General features: G+C 62.4%; 17 protein-coding genes. 11 read left to right on the top strand and 6 right to left on the bottom strand.

Features of this window, described 5'->3' with window-relative positions; genetic code table 11:
- Positions 1 to 28: 28 nt before the first annotated feature.
- Entirely contained in the window at positions 29 to 973 is a 945-nt protein-coding gene (locus tag ACA065_RS11405) for an aliphatic sulfonate ABC transporter substrate-binding protein (protein WP_497694587.1), read from the bottom strand.
- A gap of 245 nt (positions 974 to 1,218) precedes the next feature.
- Here ACA065_RS11405 and ACA065_RS11410 point away from each other — a divergent pair, with 245 nt between their 5' ends.
- The 5 genes from ACA065_RS11410 (at position 1,219) to ACA065_RS11430 (ending at position 6,446) form a co-directional block, all read left to right on the top strand.
- Positions 1,219 to 2,157 carry an aliphatic sulfonate ABC transporter substrate-binding protein gene (locus tag ACA065_RS11410; protein ID WP_497694588.1) on the top strand — a complete coding sequence of 313 codons (939 nt, stop codon included), beginning with the start codon at positions 1,219 to 1,221 and terminating at the stop codon, positions 2,155 to 2,157.
- On the top strand, positions 2,154 to 3,479 hold the full coding sequence (locus ACA065_RS11415; protein WP_497694589.1) for an LLM class flavin-dependent oxidoreductase: 1,326 nt from the start codon (positions 2,154 to 2,156) through the stop codon (positions 3,477 to 3,479). Before ACA065_RS11410 ends, ACA065_RS11415 begins: the two co-directional genes overlap by 4 nt.
- Positions 3,480 to 3,620: 141 nt before the next feature.
- Positions 3,621 to 4,688, top strand: a complete 1,068-nt coding sequence (locus tag ACA065_RS11420) for an ABC transporter substrate-binding protein (protein WP_497694590.1) — start codon at positions 3,621 to 3,623, stop codon at positions 4,686 to 4,688.
- Entirely contained in the window at positions 4,675 to 5,664 is a 990-nt protein-coding gene (locus ACA065_RS11425) for an ABC transporter permease (RefSeq protein ID WP_497694591.1), read from the top strand. The genes ACA065_RS11420 and ACA065_RS11425 overlap by 14 nt, the downstream gene beginning before the upstream one ends.
- On the top strand, positions 5,658 to 6,446 hold the full coding sequence (locus ACA065_RS11430; protein ID WP_497694592.1) for an ABC transporter ATP-binding protein: 789 nt from the start codon (positions 5,658 to 5,660) through the stop codon (positions 6,444 to 6,446). The genes ACA065_RS11425 and ACA065_RS11430 overlap by 7 nt, the downstream gene beginning before the upstream one ends.
- 220 nt (positions 6,447 to 6,666) lie before the next feature.
- On the opposite strand, the gene ACA065_RS11435 is transcribed toward ACA065_RS11430, so the two are convergent.
- Positions 6,667 to 7,530: a LysR family transcriptional regulator gene (locus tag ACA065_RS11435; protein ID WP_497694593.1), complete on the bottom strand. Its 864-nt coding sequence runs from the start codon at positions 7,528 to 7,530 to the stop codon at positions 6,667 to 6,669.
- 102 nt (positions 7,531 to 7,632) lie between these two features.
- Here ACA065_RS11435 and ACA065_RS11440 point away from each other — a divergent pair, with 102 nt between their 5' ends.
- Positions 7,633 to 8,631 (top strand): quinone oxidoreductase family protein, encoded by a 999-nt coding sequence (locus ACA065_RS11440; protein ID WP_497694594.1) that lies wholly within the window; start codon positions 7,633 to 7,635, stop codon positions 8,629 to 8,631.
- A gap of 62 nt (positions 8,632 to 8,693) precedes the next feature.
- Here the strand turns inward: ACA065_RS11440 and ACA065_RS11445 are convergent, their stop codons facing one another.
- Both ACA065_RS11445 and ACA065_RS11450 read right to left on the bottom strand, forming a co-directional pair.
- The gene (locus ACA065_RS11445; protein WP_094953413.1) at positions 8,694 to 9,041 is read right to left on the bottom strand and encodes a hypothetical protein; all 348 of its coding nucleotides are present in this window, start codon (positions 9,039 to 9,041) and stop codon (positions 8,694 to 8,696) included.
- Between the two features lie 147 nt (positions 9,042 to 9,188).
- Entirely contained in the window at positions 9,189 to 9,911 is a 723-nt protein-coding gene (locus ACA065_RS11450; protein ID WP_497694595.1) for a pirin family protein, read from the bottom strand.
- A 181-nt stretch (positions 9,912 to 10,092) separates the two neighbouring features.
- On the opposite strand from ACA065_RS11450, the gene ACA065_RS11455 reads away from it, so the two are divergent.
- Positions 10,093 to 11,043 carry a GlxA family transcriptional regulator gene (locus ACA065_RS11455; protein WP_497694596.1) on the top strand — a complete coding sequence of 317 codons (951 nt, stop codon included), beginning with the start codon at positions 10,093 to 10,095 and terminating at the stop codon, positions 11,041 to 11,043.
- Positions 11,044 to 11,138: 95 nt separating this feature from the next.
- Positions 11,139 to 12,638 (top strand): ATP-binding protein, encoded by a 1,500-nt coding sequence (locus ACA065_RS11460; RefSeq protein WP_497694597.1) that lies wholly within the window; start codon positions 11,139 to 11,141, stop codon positions 12,636 to 12,638.
- On the opposite strand, the gene ACA065_RS11465 is transcribed toward ACA065_RS11460, so the two are convergent.
- Both ACA065_RS11465 and ACA065_RS11470 read right to left on the bottom strand, forming a co-directional pair.
- Complete coding sequence (locus ACA065_RS11465) at positions 12,585 to 15,347, bottom strand: ATP-binding protein (protein ID WP_497694598.1); 2,763 nt, start codon at positions 15,345 to 15,347, stop codon at positions 12,585 to 12,587. The genes ACA065_RS11460 and ACA065_RS11465 overlap by 54 nt on opposite strands.
- A 58-nt stretch (positions 15,348 to 15,405) precedes the next feature.
- The gene (locus ACA065_RS11470; protein ID WP_497694599.1) at positions 15,406 to 15,804 is read right to left on the bottom strand and encodes a helix-turn-helix domain-containing protein; all 399 of its coding nucleotides are present in this window, start codon (positions 15,802 to 15,804) and stop codon (positions 15,406 to 15,408) included.
- Positions 15,805 to 16,008: 204 nt separating this feature from the next.
- Between ACA065_RS11470 and ACA065_RS11475 the strand changes: the two genes are divergently transcribed.
- From ACA065_RS11475 to ACA065_RS11485, 3 genes are all read left to right on the top strand, one after another.
- A complete protein-coding gene (locus ACA065_RS11475) occupies positions 16,009 to 16,917 on the top strand; it encodes a LysR family transcriptional regulator (protein WP_497694600.1) in 909 nt (302 codons plus the stop codon).
- A gap of 1,048 nt (positions 16,918 to 17,965) precedes the next feature.
- Entirely contained in the window at positions 17,966 to 18,556 is a 591-nt protein-coding gene (locus ACA065_RS11480) for an antibiotic biosynthesis monooxygenase (RefSeq protein ID WP_497694601.1), read from the top strand.
- Positions 18,553 to 20,391: an amidohydrolase gene (locus tag ACA065_RS11485; RefSeq protein WP_497694602.1), complete on the top strand. Its 1,839-nt coding sequence runs from the start codon at positions 18,553 to 18,555 to the stop codon at positions 20,389 to 20,391. Before ACA065_RS11480 ends, ACA065_RS11485 begins: the two co-directional genes overlap by 4 nt.
- The last annotated feature ends 9 nt before the right edge of the window (positions 20,392 to 20,400 follow it).

A 20,400-nucleotide genomic window follows, 5' to 3' on the forward strand; every position in this document is an offset into this window, starting at 1 on the left:
TTTACTGAGTGAGGCCTGGCTACATCCCTCACGGCTTCCAGGTGTCTACATCCTTGGCATCCACCGCCTTGGGCAACAACCCCGCCTTGAAGAACGCGTCCGCAATCTTCTGCTGTTCACCCAACTGATCCACCGTCACTGGCTGCACCTGATAGCTGCGGTGCGCGTTGGCGGCTTCCACCGTGGCCACATCCAGGTTGCCCCACAGCGGGCCGAGCACTTTCGCCGCGTCTTGCGGGTTGGTTTTCACCCACGTGCCGGCTTTTTCCAACTGCTCATATACCACCTTCAACACCTCGGGATGCGCCTTGGCGTAGGGCGTGCCGGTCAGGTAATAGCGCTTGTAACTGGCAAGGCCTGCGCCGTCGGCCAGGGTGCGGGTTGGCAGTTGACGCTGCACGCTGGTGAGGAACGGTTCCCAGGTGACCCAGGCATCGACCTTGTTGTTCTCGAACGCAGCGCGGCCATCGGCTGGCGACAGATAAGCCGGCTCGATATCCGCGAACACCAAGCCTGCTTTAGCCAGCGCGGCGATCAGCAAATAGTGGGTGCCGGCGGCCTTGGTCACTGCGATTTTTTTGCCTTTCAAATCCGCCAGCTGCTGGATCGGTGAGTCCTTGCGCACCACGATGGCCTGGGCCGAAGGCGAGGGCGCTTCCTGGGCGAAATAGGTGAGTTTGGCCTGGGCGGCCTGGGCGAAGATCGGCACGGTGTCGGCCACGTCGGCGCTGATATCGACGTTGCCCACGTTCAATGCTTCGAGCAGCGGCAGGCCACTGGGGAACTCGTGCCAGCTCACGTCGATGTTGTCGGCCTTGAGGGCCTTTTCCAGGGTGCCCTGGGTTTTCAGCAGGGTGATCAGGGTCGAGGATTTCTGGTAACCGATGCGCACGGTTTGCTGGGCTTCGGCGCTCGCTGCGACAGAAAAAGCCAGCAGCCCGATCACGAGGCAGAGGGGACGACGAATAGGCATGGCGCGCTCGATATTCAGCGAAATATGGCCAAGCATAAAGTTCTAAAAAGCTTTCGATAAATACTCTTTCGATCTGAGCTTAGGGCGCTTTTCACGTGTTCCGACGAATTGGGCATAACCATAGAATTATAGGGTTCTTTCATAATTACTCGTCATTAATATAATCGAGTTAGCTTGTCTGCCAGGCCTTATGTCGTCTTTTGGCATATGCAGCTTCCTACACCTCACCCACGCCAAGGCCTTCCATGACGTTGAAAAAACTTATCCTCGCCGCCAGCCTGCTGTTCGCCGCAGCGGCGGCCCATGCCGAGCAGACCCTGGACATCAGCTACCAGCGTTCTTCCACACTGTGGATTCTGCTCAAGCAAAATGGCCAGCTCGAACAGCGTCTCAAGCCTTTGGGTTTCACCGTCAACTGGCATGAATTCAGCACCGGCCTGCTCAGCTCGTTGAACGCCGGCAGTGTCGATTTGCACGCCGATGTGGCCGACGCCTTTGCGCTGTTCACTCAAGCTGCCGACGCGCCGTTGACCTACTACGCCCAGGAAAACGCATCGCCTGGCGCCCAGGCGCTCATCGTGCAAGACCAATCGCCGATTCACCGCATCGCCGACCTCAAGGGCAAGACCGTCGCCGTGTCCAAGGGCTCGGGCAGCAACTTCCTGCTGATCGCGGCGCTGAAAAAAGCCGGCCTGACCCTGGCCGATATCACCCCGCGTTACCTCGAGGCACCGGACGGCGCAGCCGCGTTTGCCAATGGCAGCGTGGATGCCTGGGTGATCTGGGACCCGTTCCTCGCCACCCAGCAACTCGACCATCACGTGCGCGTGATCGCCGACGGCAACGACGGCCTGGCCAACTACAACCGCTTCTATTTGGCGACTACCACGTTCGCCAAGGCGCACCCGGACGTGCTGCAAGTCACCTTCGATACCCTGCGCGAGACCGGCCAATGGGTCAAAGCCCACCCCAAGGACGCCGCGCAAATGCTTGGGCCGCTGTGGGGCAATATCCCGCCGGCCACGGTGGAGCGCGCCAATAGCCGCCGCAGCTACGACATCATCCCGGTCAAGCTGCAAAATCTCGCCGAGCAGCAACGCATCGCCGATACCTACTACGCCGCCAAGCTGATTCCCAAGCCGCTGAAAATCACCGACATCACCGTGTGGGCACCCAAACCATGAGCCGCCAGATCCATTTGTCAGCCTTCCTCCTGAGTGGGCCGGTGGTGCACAGCCACGCTGTGTGGCGCCACCCGGAAACCGTCGGCAATTACCTCGACCCTGACTACTACTCACGCATCGCCAAGGTGGTGGAAGAGGGCCTGTTCGACTTCCTGTTCTTCGCCGACCGCCTGGCCGTTGGCGACCAGATGGGCGGCTCGCGTGAGTTCGCCTTGCGCTACGGCGCCCAGGACGCTACGCGCCTCGACCCGCTGCCGATTCTTTCTTATCTGATCGGCCAGACCAGCAAGCTGGGCCTGGGCGCGACACGCTCCACCACCTACTACGAACCGGCGCATATCGCCCGTGAGTTCGCCACCCTCGACCACCTGTCCAAGGGCCGTGCGGCGTGGAATATCGTCACCTCGATGAACGACAGCGAAGGGCGCCTGTTCGGCAAGGACAAGCACCTGGAACACGACCTGCGCTACGACCGCGCCGATGAATTTGTCGAAGTCGCCCTGAAACTCTGGAACAGCTGGGGCAAGGACGCCCTCAAGCTGGACCGCGAAAGCGGCGTGCTCGCCGACCCGGCCTTGATTACCTCGGTGCAGCATCAGGGCGAGTGGTTCAAGGTCGAAGGCCCGTTGAATATTCCGCGCACACCTCAGGGCCGACCGGTGCTGATCCAGGCCGGCTCGTCCGGGCGTGGTCGGCGGTTTGGCGCGCGCTGGGCCGAGGCGATTTTCACCATTCACCCGCACTTGGCGGCCATGCGTGCTTTTCGCGATGACGTGCGTGCCCAGGTGATGCAGCAAGGTCGTGACGCCGACAGCTGCAAAGTGCTGACGGCGGTGATGCCATTTATTGGCGGCAGCGAAGCCGAAGCCCGCGCCAAACGCGACAAGCACAATGCCCTGGCGCGGCCCGAACTGGGGCTGGTCACACTCGCTTCGCAGCTCAATGTGGACCTGTCGCCCTTCCCGCTGTCGGCCACCCTGGCCGAGATCGCCCAGTCGCCGCTGATTCATGCCGCTGCGGCCGAAAAGCTGCTGATGCAAGGCCCGGAAACCACCCTGGAGCAACTCGGCCGCATCTTCGCCAGCAGCGTGCGCGTGCCGCAACTGGTGGGCACCGGCGCGCAGATCGCCGACCAATTGGCCGAGCTGTTCGAGCAGGGCGGCTGTGACGGGTTTGTGATTTCACCGGGGTATTTGCCGGGCTCATTCACTGAATTTGTCGAGAGCGTGATTCCGCATTTGCAGCGCAAGGGCTTGTTCCGTAAGGCGTATGAAGGCTCGACGTTGCGTGAGCATTTGGGGTTGGCGGATCTCACACACTGAACGCAGTCAATGTGGGCGCTGGCTTGCCAGCGATAGCAATGGGGCAGTTGCATCACTGCTGGCTGAAACACCGCCATCGCAGGCAAGCCAGCTCACACGGGTCACATCAGCAAGTACATCAATCTAAAAGGGATATTGCGCATGGCTGCTTTTGATCACTTAACCCGCCGCCGCCTCTTGGGCCTGGCCGGCATTACCCTGGCCAGCCCGGTACTGATGTCGCTGCCACGCTTGGGCTTGGCAGCCGACGAACACGCGGGGCACAACACGCTTGCAGAACCTGCGGGCACCGGCGATTTCATCCGCCTTGATGCGCCGCGTTCACTCAAGCTGGCAGTCAACCTCAACGCGGTGTGCCTGGCCCCCGTGGTGATCGCCCACGGCCAGGGCTTTTTCAAGAAACACAACCTCGACGTTGAACTGGTCAACTTCGGCAACTCCACCGAAGTGCTGCTCGAAGCCATCGCCACCGGCAAGGCCGACGCGGGCATAGGCATGGCGCTGCGTTGGCTCAAGGCGCTGGAGCAGGGCTTTGATGTGAGGCTCACCGCCGGCACCCACGGTGGCTGCCTGCGGTTGCTCAGTGCGTTGAACGGCGGCGTCTCCACGCTTGAAGACCTCAAGGGCAAGGCAATTGGCGTGACTGACATGGCCAGCCCTGACCGCAATTTCTTTTCGATCTTGCTGAAAAAACACGGCGTCGATCCGGTGCGTGATGTGGAGTGGCGCCTGTACCCGGCCGACCTGCTGGGCACTGCGCTGGAGCGTGGCGAAGTGCAGGCGGTCAGCGGCAGCGACCCATTCATGTACCGCTTGATCAAGTCCGGCGTAGCGCGGGAGCTGTCCACTAACCTGGTGGAGGAATACGCCAACCTCAGCTGTTGCGTGGTGGGCGTCACCGGCAAACTGGTGCGCGAAGACAAACGTGTGGTCGCGGCACTGACCCAGGCAATTCTTGAAGCCCATGATTATTCGGTGCAGCACCCAGAAGAAGTCGCCAAGGGTTTTCAGGCCTTTGCGCTGAACACCTCCACCGAAGAAGTGCAGGCGATCCTGCACGATCACACCCACGGCCACCATGCCATCGGCGCGGCGCTGACGCAGGAAATCACCACCTATGTCACCGACCTGAAAACCGTGGAAGTGATCAGCAAAAGCACCGACCCGGTGGCGTTTGCCAAGGAGATTACCGCCGATGTCTTCAGTTGATGCGACAACCCTTGACCCGCCTCTGACGTTCACGCTCTGGCGGCGTGGCGCAACAGTCGTGGCCGCCTGGCTGGCCGTTGCCTTGTTAATCAGCTATTGGCCCAACGCCGTACGCAACTGGCCGTTGACACAAGGGCTGGCCAACTTGTGTGTGGGCGTGGCCGCGCTGTTCATTGTGGTGAGCCTGTTGGGTCGATATTTTTCCAGGGTGGGGCAGCGCCTGCGCAGTGCCGGCCCGTGGTTGATCGCCTTGCCGGTGTTGCTGGGTATTTGGGAATTGCTCACCGCCAAACTGGCGCTGCTGCCGGTGCCGTTCTTCGCGCCGCCCCAGGCCTTGCTCGCGGTGTACATCGAAGACTATGGGCGCCTGGCCGACAGCCTGCTGCATTCGGCGCTGCTGCTGGGTTCGGGCGTGGCCTTGGGCGCGGCCACCGGTTTCGTCGCAGGCGTGGCTATCGGCTGGTCCACACGCATTGGCTACTGGCTGCACCCAGTGTTGCGCATCCTCGGGCCGGTGCCGTCGACGGCGTTGCTGCCGTTGTGTTTTTTCCTGTTTCCCAGCAGTTGGAGCGCGAGTGTTTTCCTGATCGCCCTGGCGACCTGGTTTCCGGTCACGGTGCTGACGTGGTCCGGCGTGGCGAGTGTGGATAAAGCCTATTACGACGTAGCGCGAACCCTGGGCGCCAAGCCGGGTTTTCTGATTTTTAAAGTGGCGATTCCAGCCGCGTTGCCGCATGTATTCGTCGGTCTGTTCATGGGCCTCGGCGCCTCGTTTTCGACGCTGGTGGTGGCGGAAATGATGGGGGTTAAATCCGGCATCGGCTGGTACTTGCAATGGGCTCAGGGGTGGGCGGCCTACGCGAATATGTATGCCGCGTTACTGATCATGGCGTTGGCGTGTTCGGGGTTGATCACCGGGTTGTTCCTGGTGCGTGACCGGTTACTGGCCTGGCAGAAAGGAGCGATGAAATGGTAGCGCTGGCACAGGCAGTGGAGGCCTCAAGGGGCCTGGCGCTGCGGGTTGAAAACCTCAGCCATGGCTTTGCACTGGACGGTGAGCATTTGCCGGTGCTGGAGCGGGTCTCGCTGGACGTGGCGCCGGGTGAGTTCGTCGCGCTGCTGGGGCCGTCAGGGTGCGGCAAATCTACGTTGCTGCGCCTGGTGGCCGGGTTGGAACCGGCGGATGCCGGCCGGTTGTTGGCCGATGGTGAACCCATCACCGGCCCGGATCCGAGCCGGGTGGTGGTTTTTCAGGACCCGACGCTGTACCCGTGGCGCCGCGTGTGGGACAACGTCGCGCTGGGGCTGGAGGCTCAAGGCTTGCTCAAGACCGATTCGGCCAAGGTCGATGAGGCGCTTGAAAAAGTCGGCCTCAGCCAGTTTGCACGGGCATACCCGCGGCAACTTTCTGGCGGCATGGCGCAGCGGGTGGCGCTGGCCCGTGCGCTGGTGAATCAGCCACGGCTGCTGATCCTGGATGAACCGCTGGGCAAGCTGGATTCACTGACGCGTATCACTATGCAAAAGGAGCTTATCGAGTTGTGGCAGCGTCAGGGGTACACGGCGTTGCTCGTGACCCATGACGTGGAAGAGGCTTTGCTGCTGGCTAATCGCGTGATTGTGTTCAGCGACCGCCCGGCGAAGATTCAGGCGCAATTGACGATTGATCGGCCTTACCCACGGCATCGTGATGATGCTTATCTGGTGGAATTGCGGCGCAAGATATTGGGGTTGTTGGGGTTAGGCGGTAGTTGGTAGCTTTTTTTGATGCGGGCATAGCCGTTGCTGCGGTAACGGCTGGGTAGGGTTGCGCTTTCGCCGTTACCCGATACCTGGTCGACATCTTAATGATGGACGAGGCCATCTGCAGCGCACAATTGGGGGCGCTGCGACCACGCGTAAAGTCGCCAAGGATATGTTGGCCAAGGAGCGCGCGCCTCAGAGAAGATGACCATATTTTTGTCGTGGCTCAGGGGACTCACCGGCGCAACTGCGCCTCACCTTCGATGCACGCCACCAAAAACTCCATCACCACTTTCACCGACGGCGAACGGCGCATATCCGGGTACACCGTGAGCCAGATATCGCGCATCGGCCCGTCGCTGGCTGTGGGTAACCGCGCCAACAGCGAATCGTGATCGCCCACCAGCGTGGGCAACACCACCGCACCGGCATGCGCGCGGGCGGCCATTTGCTGGGTAATCAACTCACTGGCGGCAAACACGATCGGGCGTTGGCCGCGCAATTGGTGCAGCCACGCCTGTTGCGGCAAGTGATCACGGCTGCTGTCGTAGGCAATAAACCTCCATTGGGCTGCGGGCAGTTGTTTGTACGCAGGCGTGCCATACAGCCCGAAGCGCACCACGCCGACCTTGCGGCGCACCAGCGCGTCTTCGTCGGGGCGCACCGTGCGCAAGGCGATATCGGCTTCGCCCTTGTCCAGCGCGGCGAGTTGGGTGGACGGCATCAGCACCAGGTTCAGCTGCGGGTATTGCTCGCGCAGCCTTGCCACGTGCGGCGCGATGCAGTGGTTGGCAATGGACGGCGGGCAACTGACGCGCACCGTGCCGGCCAGTTCGATGGAAGCCACGCGCGACAGGCGCATGACTTCGGTGGCCATTTCGCCCATGCCTGCCGCCAGCTCGGCCAACGCCGAGCCCTGCGCCGTGAGCGGGCGGCTGCGTGGCAGGCGGTCGACGAGTTTCACGCCGAGGGCTTTTTCCAGCGCATCGACCCGTCGCCCGACGGTCGCGTGTTCCACCTGCAGCTCACGGGCGGCCGCCGACAGCGACTGGGTGCGGGCCAAGACGGTGAAGTAATACAGATCCTGCCAATCAAACATCGGGTTATTTCCGCACAGAGGCTGGGAAAGATTGGGGAATATTCCAACCGAACAGGTCCTTTTACCATGCCCGCTTCCCAGTGCAAACGGAGTTGTTCCCCCATGAAAGCCATCACCCTGCAAACCTACGGCGGCCCCGAAGTCGCCCAACTGCGCCACGACGTTGCCAAACCCCAGGTCACGGCGGGGCATGTTTTGGTCAAAGTGGCCTGTGCCGGGATCAATTTTATGGACATTCATACGCGCCAGGGCAAATACGCCAGTTCAGTGACCTACCCGGTGCGCCTGCCGTGCACCTTGGGCATGGAAGGCGCCGGTGTGGTGGTGGACGTCGGTCCGGGCGTGAGCCATCTGGCCGTGGGCGACCGTGTGGCGTGGTGCATTGCCTGGGGCGCCTACGCCGAATACGCCAATGTGCCGGTCGAAAAAATTGCGCAGATCCCCACCGCGATTCGCTTCGATCAGGCCGCTGCGGCGATGTTTCAGGGCTGCACCGCGCACTACCTGATTGACGATGTCGCCCGGTTGCGCGCGGGCAGCACCTGCCTGGTTCATGCGGCGTCCGGCAGCATCGGCCAACTGCTGGTGCAAATGGCGCGTCGGTTGGGTGCCACGGTGTTTACCACCGGCAGCACCGCCGAGAAATGTGCGATTGCGCTTCAGCGCGGCGCTGATCAGGCCTGGACCTATGACCGGTTTGCCGATCAGGTCCTGCAAGCGACAGGCGGGCGAGGGGTGGACGTGGTCTTCGACTCAGTGGGCAAAAACACCTTGCGCGAAAGTTTCCGTGCCTGTCGCACAGGCGGTTTGATCGTCAATTACGGCAACGTCTCCGGCTCATTGACAGACCTTGACCCGATTGAGTTGGGTGAGGCGGGTTCGCTGTTTTTGACGCGGCCACGGCTGGCCGACCACATGGCCGATGGCTCGACCGTGCAACGGCGTGCCAACGCGGTATTTGCGGCGATGCTCGAGGGTTCGCTGACGGTGGACATCGAAGGGCATTACAGCCTGGAGACGGTGCAGCACGTTCATGCGCGCATTGAGGCACGCCAACAAATCGGCAAAGCGGTGTTGTGGATAGACCGCGACCTGCATTAACCGCAGACGAAAAAAAACCGGCTGATCAGGCCGGTTTGGGGTGCCCCGCGAACAGTGCGGGGTTAGGCGTTGTTACCCTGCAGGCGATCCGCACCGCCTTCAGCCAGGCCACGTTCCTGCAGGCGATCGGCACCGCCTTCAGCCAGGCCACGTTCCTGCAGGCGATCCGCACCACCTTCAGCCAGGCCACGTTCCTGCAGGCGATCGGCACCGCCTTCAGCCAGGCCACGTTCCTGCAGGCGATCAGCTCCGCCTTCAGCCACACGACGTTCCAGCAGACGATCCGAACCGCCTTCGGCTACGTGGTTGCCTTGCAGGCGATCCGCGCCGCCTTCAGCGACAACCGGGTGAGCAAAAGCGTTTGCAGCGAGTACCGAGAAAGCGAGGCTAAGCAAGAGTTGGCGTTTCATGGTGGTGTGCTCCGAGTGTTTTAGTTGGGTGCCGTTTGGCATGGGTTTGATGTTACGCGTTGGTTTTTTTAAGAGAACTTCATTGCACTGATGGTGACTATCGATGCCAGCGATGACCCGTTTTGGGGCCGGCCACCGCGGTGATAGTCAAGGCATCTGCGGCCGGTCCTGAGGGCGCAGGTCGAAGACCAGCACCTCGGCATCCTCGCCGTGGCTCAGGCTAATCTGGCGTTCATCGCGCACTCGGGCGCCGTCGCCTTCCTGCAAACACTGGCCGTTGACGTCAACGCTGCCCCGGGCCACATGGATGTACACGTGGCGATCGGGCGGCAAGTCCAGGGTCGCGGTTTCGGCACCGTTGAACAGCCCGGCATACACCCGTGCGTCCTGGCGAACATTCAGCGAACCCTCGGCGCCATCCGGCGAGATGATCAACTGCAAGCGCCCACGTTTTTGCGCCGCGCTGAAGTGTTCCTGTTGATAGCGCGGTTCGGCGCCGGCCACATTCGGTACGATCCAGATTTGCAGGAAGTGCACGCCCTGCGTCTGGCTATGGTTGAACTCGCTGTGGGCCACGCCGCTGCCGGCGCTCATCAGTTGCACATCGCCAGGGCGAATCACCGAGCCGGTGCCCAAGGTGTCCTTGTGTTCCAGGGCGCCTTCGAGCACATAGGAGAAAATCTCCATGTCGCGGTGCGGGTGCTGGCCGAAGCCTTTGCCGGCAGCGACGCGGTCATCGTTGATCACCAGCAGGTCGGAAAACCCCTGCTCGGCGGGGTTCCAGTAGCTGGCGAACGAGAAGGTGTGGAACGACTTCAACCAACCGTGATTGGCGGCGCCGCGGTCCGAAGCTTTGCGAAGGGTCAGCATGGTCTTGTCCTCAAGTGAGAGCGGGCTGCGTGATGCAGGGCTCTTGCGTTGAGAAGAAGATTAATGGTTAGCAGGTAATTCATTAAGAAGCTGAATTCTGAATAACTGTCTCGTTGAGGTTGACAGTAAGCGGCGTGCCATAATACCGCCTCGACTTCCTTCTCGATGGGCTTTTCTGTTCATGAAAACCGTGGCTATGGCGCTGTTTCCGGACTTCCTTCTGCTGGACATGGCAGGTCCACTTGAAGTGTTTTCCATCGCCAATCGCTACCTGCCAGCGGCGGACCATTATCAGGTCCTGACTATCGGTACCGAGCCGGGCCCGCTGCGCGCTTCCAATGGTGTGCACGTGCAGCCCGACCTGTTGCTCGACCAGGCCGACGCCGCCTATGACCTGCTGCTGGTGCCGGGTGGCCCCGGTGCCTATAACGAATGTCATCCGGCGCTGCTGCCCTGGCTAAAGGCCGCAGCGCCCAGGGCACGACGCTTCGGCTCGATCTGCACCGGCGCCTTTGTGCTGGGGCATGCCGGGCTGCTCGACGGCCACCGCGCCACCACGCACTGGCATTACACCGAGCGCCTGATCAAAGGCTTCCCCAAGGCGATTGTCGAGACCGATCGCATCTACTTGCAGGATGGCCGCTTGATCACCTCCGGCGGGGTGACCGCCGGTATCGACCTGGCGCTGGCGGTCGTCGCCCAGGACCACGGCAAACAGGTGGCGGTGGACGTGGCCAAAGTGTTGCTGGTGGTGATGAAGCGCCAGGGTGGCCAAGCCCAGTTCAGCCCGATGACCGCCGCGGTGGCACCGCTGGAAACCGCGATCACCCGCGTGCAGAACCAAGTGCTGGCCCAGCTGGACCAGCCGTTTACCATCGACGCCATGGCCGCATTGGCGGGCATGAGTGCGCGCCACTTTGCGCGACTGTTCGCCAAGGAGGTACAGATGACGCCCATGGCGTTCCTGCAAGGCGCGCGCATCGACCGCGCCCGGTACTTGCTGGAAACCACCGACCTGCCGCTCAAGACCGTGGCGTTTCACGCAGGTTTTGGCAGCGTGCGGCATATGCGTTTTCTGTTCAGCGACAAGCTCGGCCTCAACCCGACTCAATACCGCCAGCAGTTCAGTTAACAACGGCATGTCTGTTTCGCGCACCTGATTGTCCGTGTCGCTCCCCGTGCCAGCATTGTCCTGTCACGGCGAGCTGGCAAGATAGCGACAGGCCCATGGAAAAGGATGCGCAAACGCCCAAGACCGGGTGTTTCAGCGCCGTTACCCCGATGAACAACCCACACGCAGTGAGCTTCGGCCCCTACACCTTTCACCGGCAACAACGCCTGGTCAGCAAGGCAGGCCTGCCGGTGCCGCTGGGTGGGCGTGCACTGGATATCCTGGCGGTATTGCTGGAAACGCCAGGGCACTTTGTCAGCAAGGACACGCTGCTTGCCCGGGTCTGGCCGTGCAGCGTGGTGGAAGAGAACAACTTGCGCGTGCACATCGCGGCGCTGCGCCGTGCGCTGGACGGGCAGCGCTATATCCTCAATGAGCCCTTGCGTGGCTACTGCTTTATGGCGCCGTCGACGGCTGCATCGGCGCTGCCCTGGCACAATTTGGCCGCCCGGCTCAGCCCGGTGCTAGGCCGTGATGAGCTGTTGGGCGCACTGGTGCGGCGGCTGTCCGACCACCGCCTGATCATGCTCACCGGCTGTGCCGGCGTGGGCAAGAGCAGCCTGGCCCAGGCCTTGGCCGAACGGATGCTGCCGCGTTATCGCGACGGTGTGTGGTGGGTGGACTTGGCGACGGTGCAAGCGCCTAGCCAAATGCTGCGTCATCTGGCCGCGACCCTGAACCTGCAACCCTGTGGCAGCGCCGATGCACTGTGCGAGCAGTTGGCTGCGCGCCACCTGTTGCTGGTACTCGATGGCGCCGACGTGCTGCTCGGCGCCTGCCGCCATCTGGTGCGCGCGCTGCAACACAAAGCGCCCCAGGTGACGGTGGTGGTGACCAGTCGCGAAGCCATGCAAGTGCCCGGCGAATGGGTGCAACGCGTGCCCAGGCTGGCGTTGCCGATGCCCTGCGCCTGGGGCAATGTCGAGCAGGCGATGGCCTATCCGGCAGTGCAATTATTTGTCGCGCGGGTACGTGCCGGTCAGCAGGGGTTTGTGCTGCGCCCGCAGGACTTGGCACCCCTGCGCGATATCTGCCGGCGCCTCGACGGCATTCCACTGGCCCTGGAACTGGCGGCGGCCCAAGTCGAGGCCCTGGGCATACGCGGCTTACAGGAACAGCTGCAAAAAGGCGTGCAGGTGTTGACCCGTGGCCGACGCACGGCGGTGGAGCGCCATCAATCCCTGGCCGCTGCGCTGGACTGGACTTACGAGCGCCTGAGTCTGCCGCAGCGTTGGCTGTTTTTGCAGTTGGCGCTGTTCAAAATGGCCGTGACCTTGCCGCTTCTGAGCGAGCTGGTGGCGGGCACCGAGCTGGAGCACGCCGACCTGTCCTACCTGCTGGCACGTCTGGCGGCCACCTCGATGCTGACGGTGGAACCGGGCCCTGGTCCTGCGCGCTACCGCCTGCTCAACAGCCTGCGCAGCTACGCGCTGGCGCAATTGCGCGACCCTGTGCAGGTGGCGCGTTTGCAGCAAGGTTATGGGCATTACCTGGGGCCGTTCTCAGGCCGGCCGTTTGTCTTGCAACTCGTCGAGCAGGCGGCGTACGCGAACTAGGTCGTGGGTGGCAAAACCTTCGCTGAAGTGCTGGTAGACCGAGGTCAACAGCTCGCGAGCCGCCTGCACGCGCCCTTGGCTTTGCCACACGTGCGCCAGTGACGTGGCGCTGCGTAATTCAAAGGCCAGGGCGCCTTGCTGGTGCGCCAGGCCGAGCGCCTCCAGCAGCAGCGCTTCGCGCATGCGCGTGTCAACCAATGCCTCGGCGCGCACACGCAGAATCTCGGCGGTGCACCAACCGGCTGCGCCGCTTCTGGCGCGCTCAAACATGACGTCATCGACGTCGATGGCGTTGAAGGTCACCAGCGTGTCCTGGACCAGGCCCAGCCCTTGCAAATCCTCAGGCGGCGCCGTGCCCTGGTAGTGCCGCGCCCAGGTGTGGAACAACTGCACCGAGTGTTTTTGAGCCTGTTGCAGCAACAGGTCAAGCAGCGTACGCGCCGCGGCGCTGTCGCCGTTGTAGCGGGCGATCACCACGCCGGCCAGGGCCAGGGTGTAGCAAATCGAGGTGCCGTGGTTGATTTGCAGCGCCAGTTCCAACGCCTGGTTCGCGGTGCGCCAGGCGCGCTCGGGAAAGCCCCGTAGCCACAGGGTGCGCGCAAGAATGGTCAAGGACGCCACACTCTGGTCGTATTGCACGCCGAAGCCATGGGTAAACCGATTGAGATGGCCGCTGTGGGCCATGCGCTGGATCACTTGTTCGGCGTTGTGCAGCGCCAACGCCTGGTTGCCGGCAAAGTGTTGCGCCAGCACCCGCAAGCGCTGGGCGCTGAGGTCCAGCAAGGGCTCGGATTGCGGGCCAAGTTGATCAAAATGCAGGCTCTGCGCCAAGGCCTCACGGTAGTTGCCGCTGCACAGGTTGACCGCCATATGGCCTGACACCGCGCGTAACTGCCCGCCCAGGTCTTTGCCGGCTTCGGCCAGGCGCCGCGCGCAGGCAAACGCTTGAAGGGTTTGCGGCGTACCGCCCTGGGCGTGATAGGAAAAGCTGCCCAGCGCCAGTTGCAGCGCCATGTGCAAGCGCTGGCTTGGCGCGCTCGACTGTGCCAGTCGCGCCAGGGCTTTGCCCACGTACAGCCCGTGCTCGCGCAGCAGGGATAATTCCTGCCACAGCGGCATTGCGCTGACTGTCAGGCGAATACCCAGCAGGTGCACGCCCTGGTCGCCCAGGCACCCGTCGAGGGCGGCGCGGATGTCTTCGCGCAGCGGGGCATAGCGGTTGATCCACGCCTGGGTCGCGATCAGTTCCCAGTCCTCCTGCGCCTGCTCCATCAGCGCCAGGCAACGTGCTGCATGGCGTTCACGGGTGGCCTCGAGTTCGGCGGCCACGCTGAGCTTTTCCAGCGCGTACGTGCGGGTGATATCCAGCAAGCGGTAGGCCATTTCATCGTCGCCAGCTTCCACGTTGAGCAGCGACTTGGCCACCAACTGGGTGATCGAGCCCAGCACCTCGTTCGGCGCGATCCGCTCCCCGGCGATCACTGCCGCCGCGCTGGCCAAACTGAACCCGCCGCGAAACACCGCCAGGCGGCGCAGGCAAACCTGCTCGCACGCCGTGAGCAACTCAAAACTCCAATCCAGCGTGGCCCGCAGGGTTTGCTGGCGGGGCAGGGCGCTGCGTCGGCCACGGGTCAGCAGGCGAAGGTTGTCTTCCATCTGCACCAGCAGCTCCGGCAGGCCGAAGCGCTGGATCTGCGCGGCCACCAACTCAATCGCCAGGGGAATGCCCTCCAGGCGCTGGCAGATATCGATGGCGAGCGGCAGTTCTGCTTCGCTGAGTTCAAAACTGTCGTGATGCGACATGGCGCGTTCGATCAGCAGTTGCAATGCCGGGTAGCCGAGGGCTTGGGCACGATTGCCGTTGGCGGGCGGGCAGGCCAGCGGTTCGAGGCGCTGCACGTATTCACCCTCGGCCCGCAGGGCTTCGCGGCTGGTGGCGAGGATGTGCACGTGGGGCGCATGGCGCAGCAGGGTTTCGCTGATCAGGGCAATGTCGTCGAGCAGGTGTTCGCAGTTGTCGATCACCAGCAGCAACTGACGTGTGTGCAGGCTGCGGGCGAGGGTGAGCAGGGGCTCATGCTCGGCGGGCGTAAGATCGAGCAGCGCGGCAAGGTTGGGCACGATCATCGACGGTGCGCTCAGCGGTGCCAGGTCGAGCAGGCGAATGCCGTCGCGGTAATGCCCGATCAGCAATTCCGCCACACGCAGCGCCACGGTGGTCTTGCCGATGCCGCCCGCGCCGGTCAGGGTGATAAAGCGGTGTTGCGGCAGTTGCTGCACCAGCGCATCGATCAGCGCCTCGCGGCCGATCATGCGGGTACGGCGCAGCGGCAGGTTATGGCCCTGGCTGTGGGCAACGCCATCGGCGGCAATCGTCATCGGTTCGATGCTCAGTGGCGCGACAAAACTGTAGCCACGCTGGGCCACGGTGACGATATAGCGCTGCCCGGCCTGGCCATCGCCCAACGCCTTGCGCAGCGCGGCCATGTGCACCCGCAGGTTGCCGTCTTCCACCACCGTTTTCGGCCACACCCGTGCGATCAGTTCCTGCTTGCTCACCACATTGCCGGCATGCTCCAGCAGGATCAGCAAGATGTCCACCGCGCGCCGCCCCAGGCGCAACGGCCGACCGGCCTCCAGCACCAGGCGTTGGCCCGGGTGGATGCGGTAAGGGCCGAAATGCACGGCCTGGTCGCGGAGGTCACTCATGGCGGCCGATGCTCGGGGAAAAGGGTCTGGCCAGCATATTCCAGGCGTGTGCAGACCACTAGGCCGCAATCACTTGCGGTTTGTGACGTAGGTGGTGATTTCGCCAGGTCATCGGGTTGACCCCTTCACTGCGCGTGAACATATGGCAGAAGTGCGCCTGGTCGCAAAAACCGCATTCCAGGCTGATTTGCGTCAGGCTTAAGGACGACTCGACGATCAACTCCTTGGCCCGTTGGATGCGCTGTTGGCGAATCCATTCCTGCGGCGACAGCCCGGTGGTGCATTTGAACGCACGGGAAAAGTGGCTGCGCGACAGCGCGCAAGCCTGCGCCAGGTCGGCAATTGCCAGGCTTTCACCGAGGTTGGCGAGGATCAGCTGTTTGGCAATACGCTCGCGCCGAGGGCAGAGGCCGCCGGTCGTGGAAAAACGCGGAGCACAGTACTCAAGTCGGGCCATGACAAATTTCCGTAGTCGATGGGAGCGTTCCCGGTGAATGGATCCAGTGTAGACCGCTTCATTGTTGGCGCCGGACCGCCTGGCTGACGAGTTAATCGTTGTTAATTTCGCCAGGTCATGGCCTGGAAAAGACAGCACACGCGTGCAACCGCCGGGCGGATTTGTGTGCTTATCTGCTGGTCTGAAAACTGTTTGGAAACCGCCATGAACCGCAACGACCTGCGCCGCGTCGACATGAACCTGTTGGTGATTTTCGAAGCGTTGATGTTCGAGAAGAACCTGACCCGGGTGGCTGAAAAGCTCTTTATGGGCCAACCGGCGGTGAGTGCGGCGCTGGGGCGGCTGCGGGATTTGTTCGACGACCCGTTGCTGCTGCGCAGCGGGCGGGGCATGGAGCCTACGCCGCGAGCGGTGGCGATACTCAAGGAGTTACAACCGGCCATGGACACCATTTCGGGCGCGGTCAGCCGTGCCAAGGATTTTGATCCTTCCACCCGTTGCGCGGTGTTTCGTATTGGCCTGTCGGATGATGCGGAGTTTGGGTTGTTTCCGCCGTTGCTCAGTCAACTGCGCGAGGAGGCCCCCGGGATTGTGGTGGTGGTGCGTCGGGCCAATTACCTGTTGATGTCGGCGTTGTTGGCCAGTGGGGAGATTTCCGTGGGGGTGAGTTACACCACGGAATTGCCGGCGAATGCCAAGCGCAAGAAGCTGCGCGATATTCCGTGCAAGGTATTGCGTGGGGATGACGGGGAGGCGCCGTTAAGCCTGGATGATTACTGTGAGCGACCGCATGCGATGGTGTCGTTTTCGGGGGATCTGAGTGGCAATATCGACCTGGACCTGGCGCGGATTGGCCGGGCTCGGCGTGTGGTGTTGGCGGTGCCGCAATTCAGTGGGTTGCGCGCGTTGTTGGCGGGGACCCAGATTATTGCGACGGTGCCGGATTATGCGGCGTGTGCTTTGACTGAGGGGACGGTGTTACGCGCGCAGGATCCGCCGTTTGAGATAGAGGCGGCGCAGTTGTCGATGGTTTGGAGTGGGGTGCATGATAATGATCCGGCGGAGCGGTGGTTGCGGGCGCGGATCGGGGAGCATATGTCGCGGGCTTTTTGATTGAGTACATATCCGTTGCTGCGGTAACGGCGGCTTAGGGTTCCGCTCTTACAGCGGGTCACTTTTGGCAAACGCCCGGAATGCCGGCCCAGCCAAAAGTAACCAAAAGGTCTTTGCCCCACCACTCGGCACCTCGCCTAGGCTCGGTGTGCCCACACTCCGGCCATCGTGGTTAACGGGGCCTGTCAGATCAAGATCAAAAGCAGATCAAAAGCAGAGCACGGCGGCCTAGTAGCCGACCTGAGTGGTTGAAGCAACAGCAGGGCAAAAACAGGGCAAAAACAGATCAGAAGCAGATCAGAAGCAGAGCTGCTTTTGTGTGGGAGCTGGCTTGCCTGCGATGCAGACACCTCGGTACATCAGTAAGACACAGTTGATGCTATCGCAGGCAAGCCAGCTCCCACCTTTGACCGAGTACACACATCTACCTGATGTACTGAGCTCAAAATGTGGGAGCGGGCTTGCTCGCGAATGCGGTGGGCCAGTTACAAATAAACTGACTGACACACCGCATTCGCGAGCAAGCCCGCTCCCACAATTAGACCGAGAACAGCTTCAGTAAACAGGTCGGCTGTCAGGCCGCCTCGCTTTCGCTTTTGATCTAACCACTCAGGTCGGCTACTAGGCCGCCGTGCTCTTGCTTTTGATCTTGATTTTGATCTTAGGCGCCCCGTCAACCACGCTGGCCGAACGCAGGCTTTGGAGCGGGGGTAAACCGGCAGGACGCCGGTTTAGCCGCGCTGGGCCAAGGATGGCCCATCGCGGCGGCCCCCGCTCCAAAGCCTGCGTGAGGGCACACCGAGCCGGAGGCGAGGTGCCGAGTGGTGGGGCAAGAGCACTTTGGTTACTTTGGTGCTTTTCCAAAGTGACCCGCCGTAAGGGCGGAACCAATACCCGCCGTGACCGCAGAAATGGATATGTACTCCGAAAAAGCCAGCCTGGTCGGCCCAGAGGCCGCCACGCCAAACAGCACATACATCCAATTCCCAAACCCCAAAGCCCCCCAAACTCCCCCCATCGCACAACTCTCCAGGGGGGAATCAAAACCATGGACCCAACACCCAAAACCAGCCCCGACGAAGTCGTCACCCTGGTCGTCAAACACCTCATAAAACCCGGCCACGAAGCCGACTACGAAGCCTGGCTACGCCGCATCGTGCGCATCGCCGGCGAACGCCCCGGCCACCTCGGCGTCGACGTCGTACGCAGCAAACAAAACCGCCTGGCGCTGTTCACCTGCGTCCTGCGCTACCGCTCCACCGACGACCTCAAACGCTGGCTCGACTCCCCCGAACGCCAAGCCCTGATCAACGAAGCCACACCCATGCTCGCCGACGGCGACAACACCGAAATCGGTGCCGTCAACGAATTCTGGTTCGCCCCCCTGGCCGACAGCGCCGCCAAACCCCCGCGCTGGAAACAAGCGGTGGTGACCCTGTTTGTGATCCTGCCACTGACCCTGCTGATCCCGATCATCTGGGGCCCGGTGTTACGCCTGCACCCGTTCCTGTCCAACTACGTGGTCGCCACCTTCCTGGTCACCGTCACCATCGTGGTGCTGGTGGTCTACCTGCTGATGCCGGCCGCCACGCGCCTGTTCGCTCCCTGGCTTGAAGCCTCTGTAAAGGAAACCCTATGAACGCCGATCTGATTCTGTTCAATGGCCAGTTCCACACCGTGGACCGTGAAAACCCGCGCGCAACCGCCGTCGCCATCCATCAGGGCCGCTTTGTCGCGGTCGGCACCGACGGCGAAGCCATGGCCTTGCGGGGCAGTGGCACCCAGGTCATCGACCTCAAGGGCCGCACCGTGATCCCCGGTCTCAACGACTCGCACCTGCACCTGATCCGTGGCGGGTTGAATTACAACCTCGAACTGCGGTGGGAAGGCGTGCCGTCCCTGGCCGATGCGCTACGCATGCTCAAGGATCAGGCGGACCGCACGCCCACGCCGCAATGGGTGCGCGTAGTAGGCGGCTGGAACGAGTTCCAGTTCGCTGAAAAGCGCATGCCGACCCTGGAAGAGTTGAACCAGGCCGCACCGGATACGCCGGTGTTCGTGCTGCACCTGTACGACCGCGCCTTGCTCAACCGCGCCGCCCTGCGTGTGGCCGGTTATACCAAGGACACGCCGAACCCGCCGGGCGGCGAGATCGTGCGCGACAGCAACGGCAACCCCACCGGCATGCTGGTGGCGCGGCCCAACGCGATGATCCTGTATGCAACCCTGGCCAAGGGGCCGAAATTGCCCCTGGAATACCAGGTCAACTCGACCCGCCAGTTCATGCGTGAACTCAATCGCCTGGGCCTCACCAGTGCCATCGATGCCGGCGGTGGTTTCCAGAACTACCCCGATGACTATGCGGTGATCGAGCAACTGGCCAAGGATGAGCAGTTGACGGTGCGCATCGCCTACAACCTGTTCACGCAAAAGCCCAAGGAAGAGCTCAGCGATTTCAAGCATTGGACCGCCAGCGTCACCCTGCACCAGGGCGATGACTACCTGCGCCACAACGGCGCCGGTGAAATGCTGGTGTTTTCGGCGGCGGACTTCGAAGACTTCCTCGAACCGCGCCCCGACTTGCCGCTGACCATGGAACAGGAACTGGAGCCCGTGGTTCGCCATTTGGTCGAGCAGCGCTGGCCGTTTCGCCTGCACGCCACGTATGACGAATCCATCTCGCGCATGCTCGACGTGTTCGAGAAGGTCAACCGCGACATCCCGTTCAATAGCCTGCCGTGGTTTTTCGATCATGCCGAAACCATCACGCCGAAAAACATCGAGCGCGTGCGCGCCTTGGGCGGCGGTATTGCGATCCAGGATCGCATGGCGTTCCAGGGCGAATATTTTGTCGAGCGCTACGGCGCCAAGGCCGCCGAAGCCACGCCGCCGATCAAGCGCATGCTCGCTGAAGGCGTGCCGGTAGGGGCGGGCACCGACGCCACGCGGGTGTCGAGCTACAACCCCTGGACCTCGCTGTATTGGATGGTCAGCGGCCGCACGGTCGGTGGCCTGGAGCTGCACGCCGAAGGCCTGCCGCGCCTCACCGCGTTGGAGCTGTTCACCCACGGCAGCGCCTGGTTCTCGTCGGAGCAGGGCAAGAAAGGCCAGATCAAGGTCGGCCAGTTGGCGGACGTGGCGGCCCTGTCGGCGGACTTTTTCAGCGTCGATGAAGAAGCAATCAAGTGGATCGAATCGGTGCTGACCGTGGTCGGCGGCAAAGTGGTGTATGGCGCCGGCGACTTCGAAGATTTCGCACCGCCGCGCGTGCCGGTGCTGCCGGACTGGTCGCCAGTGGTCAAGGTGCCGGGCCACTGGCGCCCAAGCTCGCCTGTGCAAGCCCAAGTCCATCAATGCAGCGGCCCGTGCGGCGTGCATGCCCATAGCCATGAAAAAGCGCGCCTTTCCAGCGTGCCGGTCAGCGACTTCCAGGGTTTCTGGGGCGCGTTTGGCTGCTCGTGTTTTGCTTTTTAAAAAAACCCC

The organism is Pseudomonas sp. LBUM1640 (assembly GCF_059716225.1).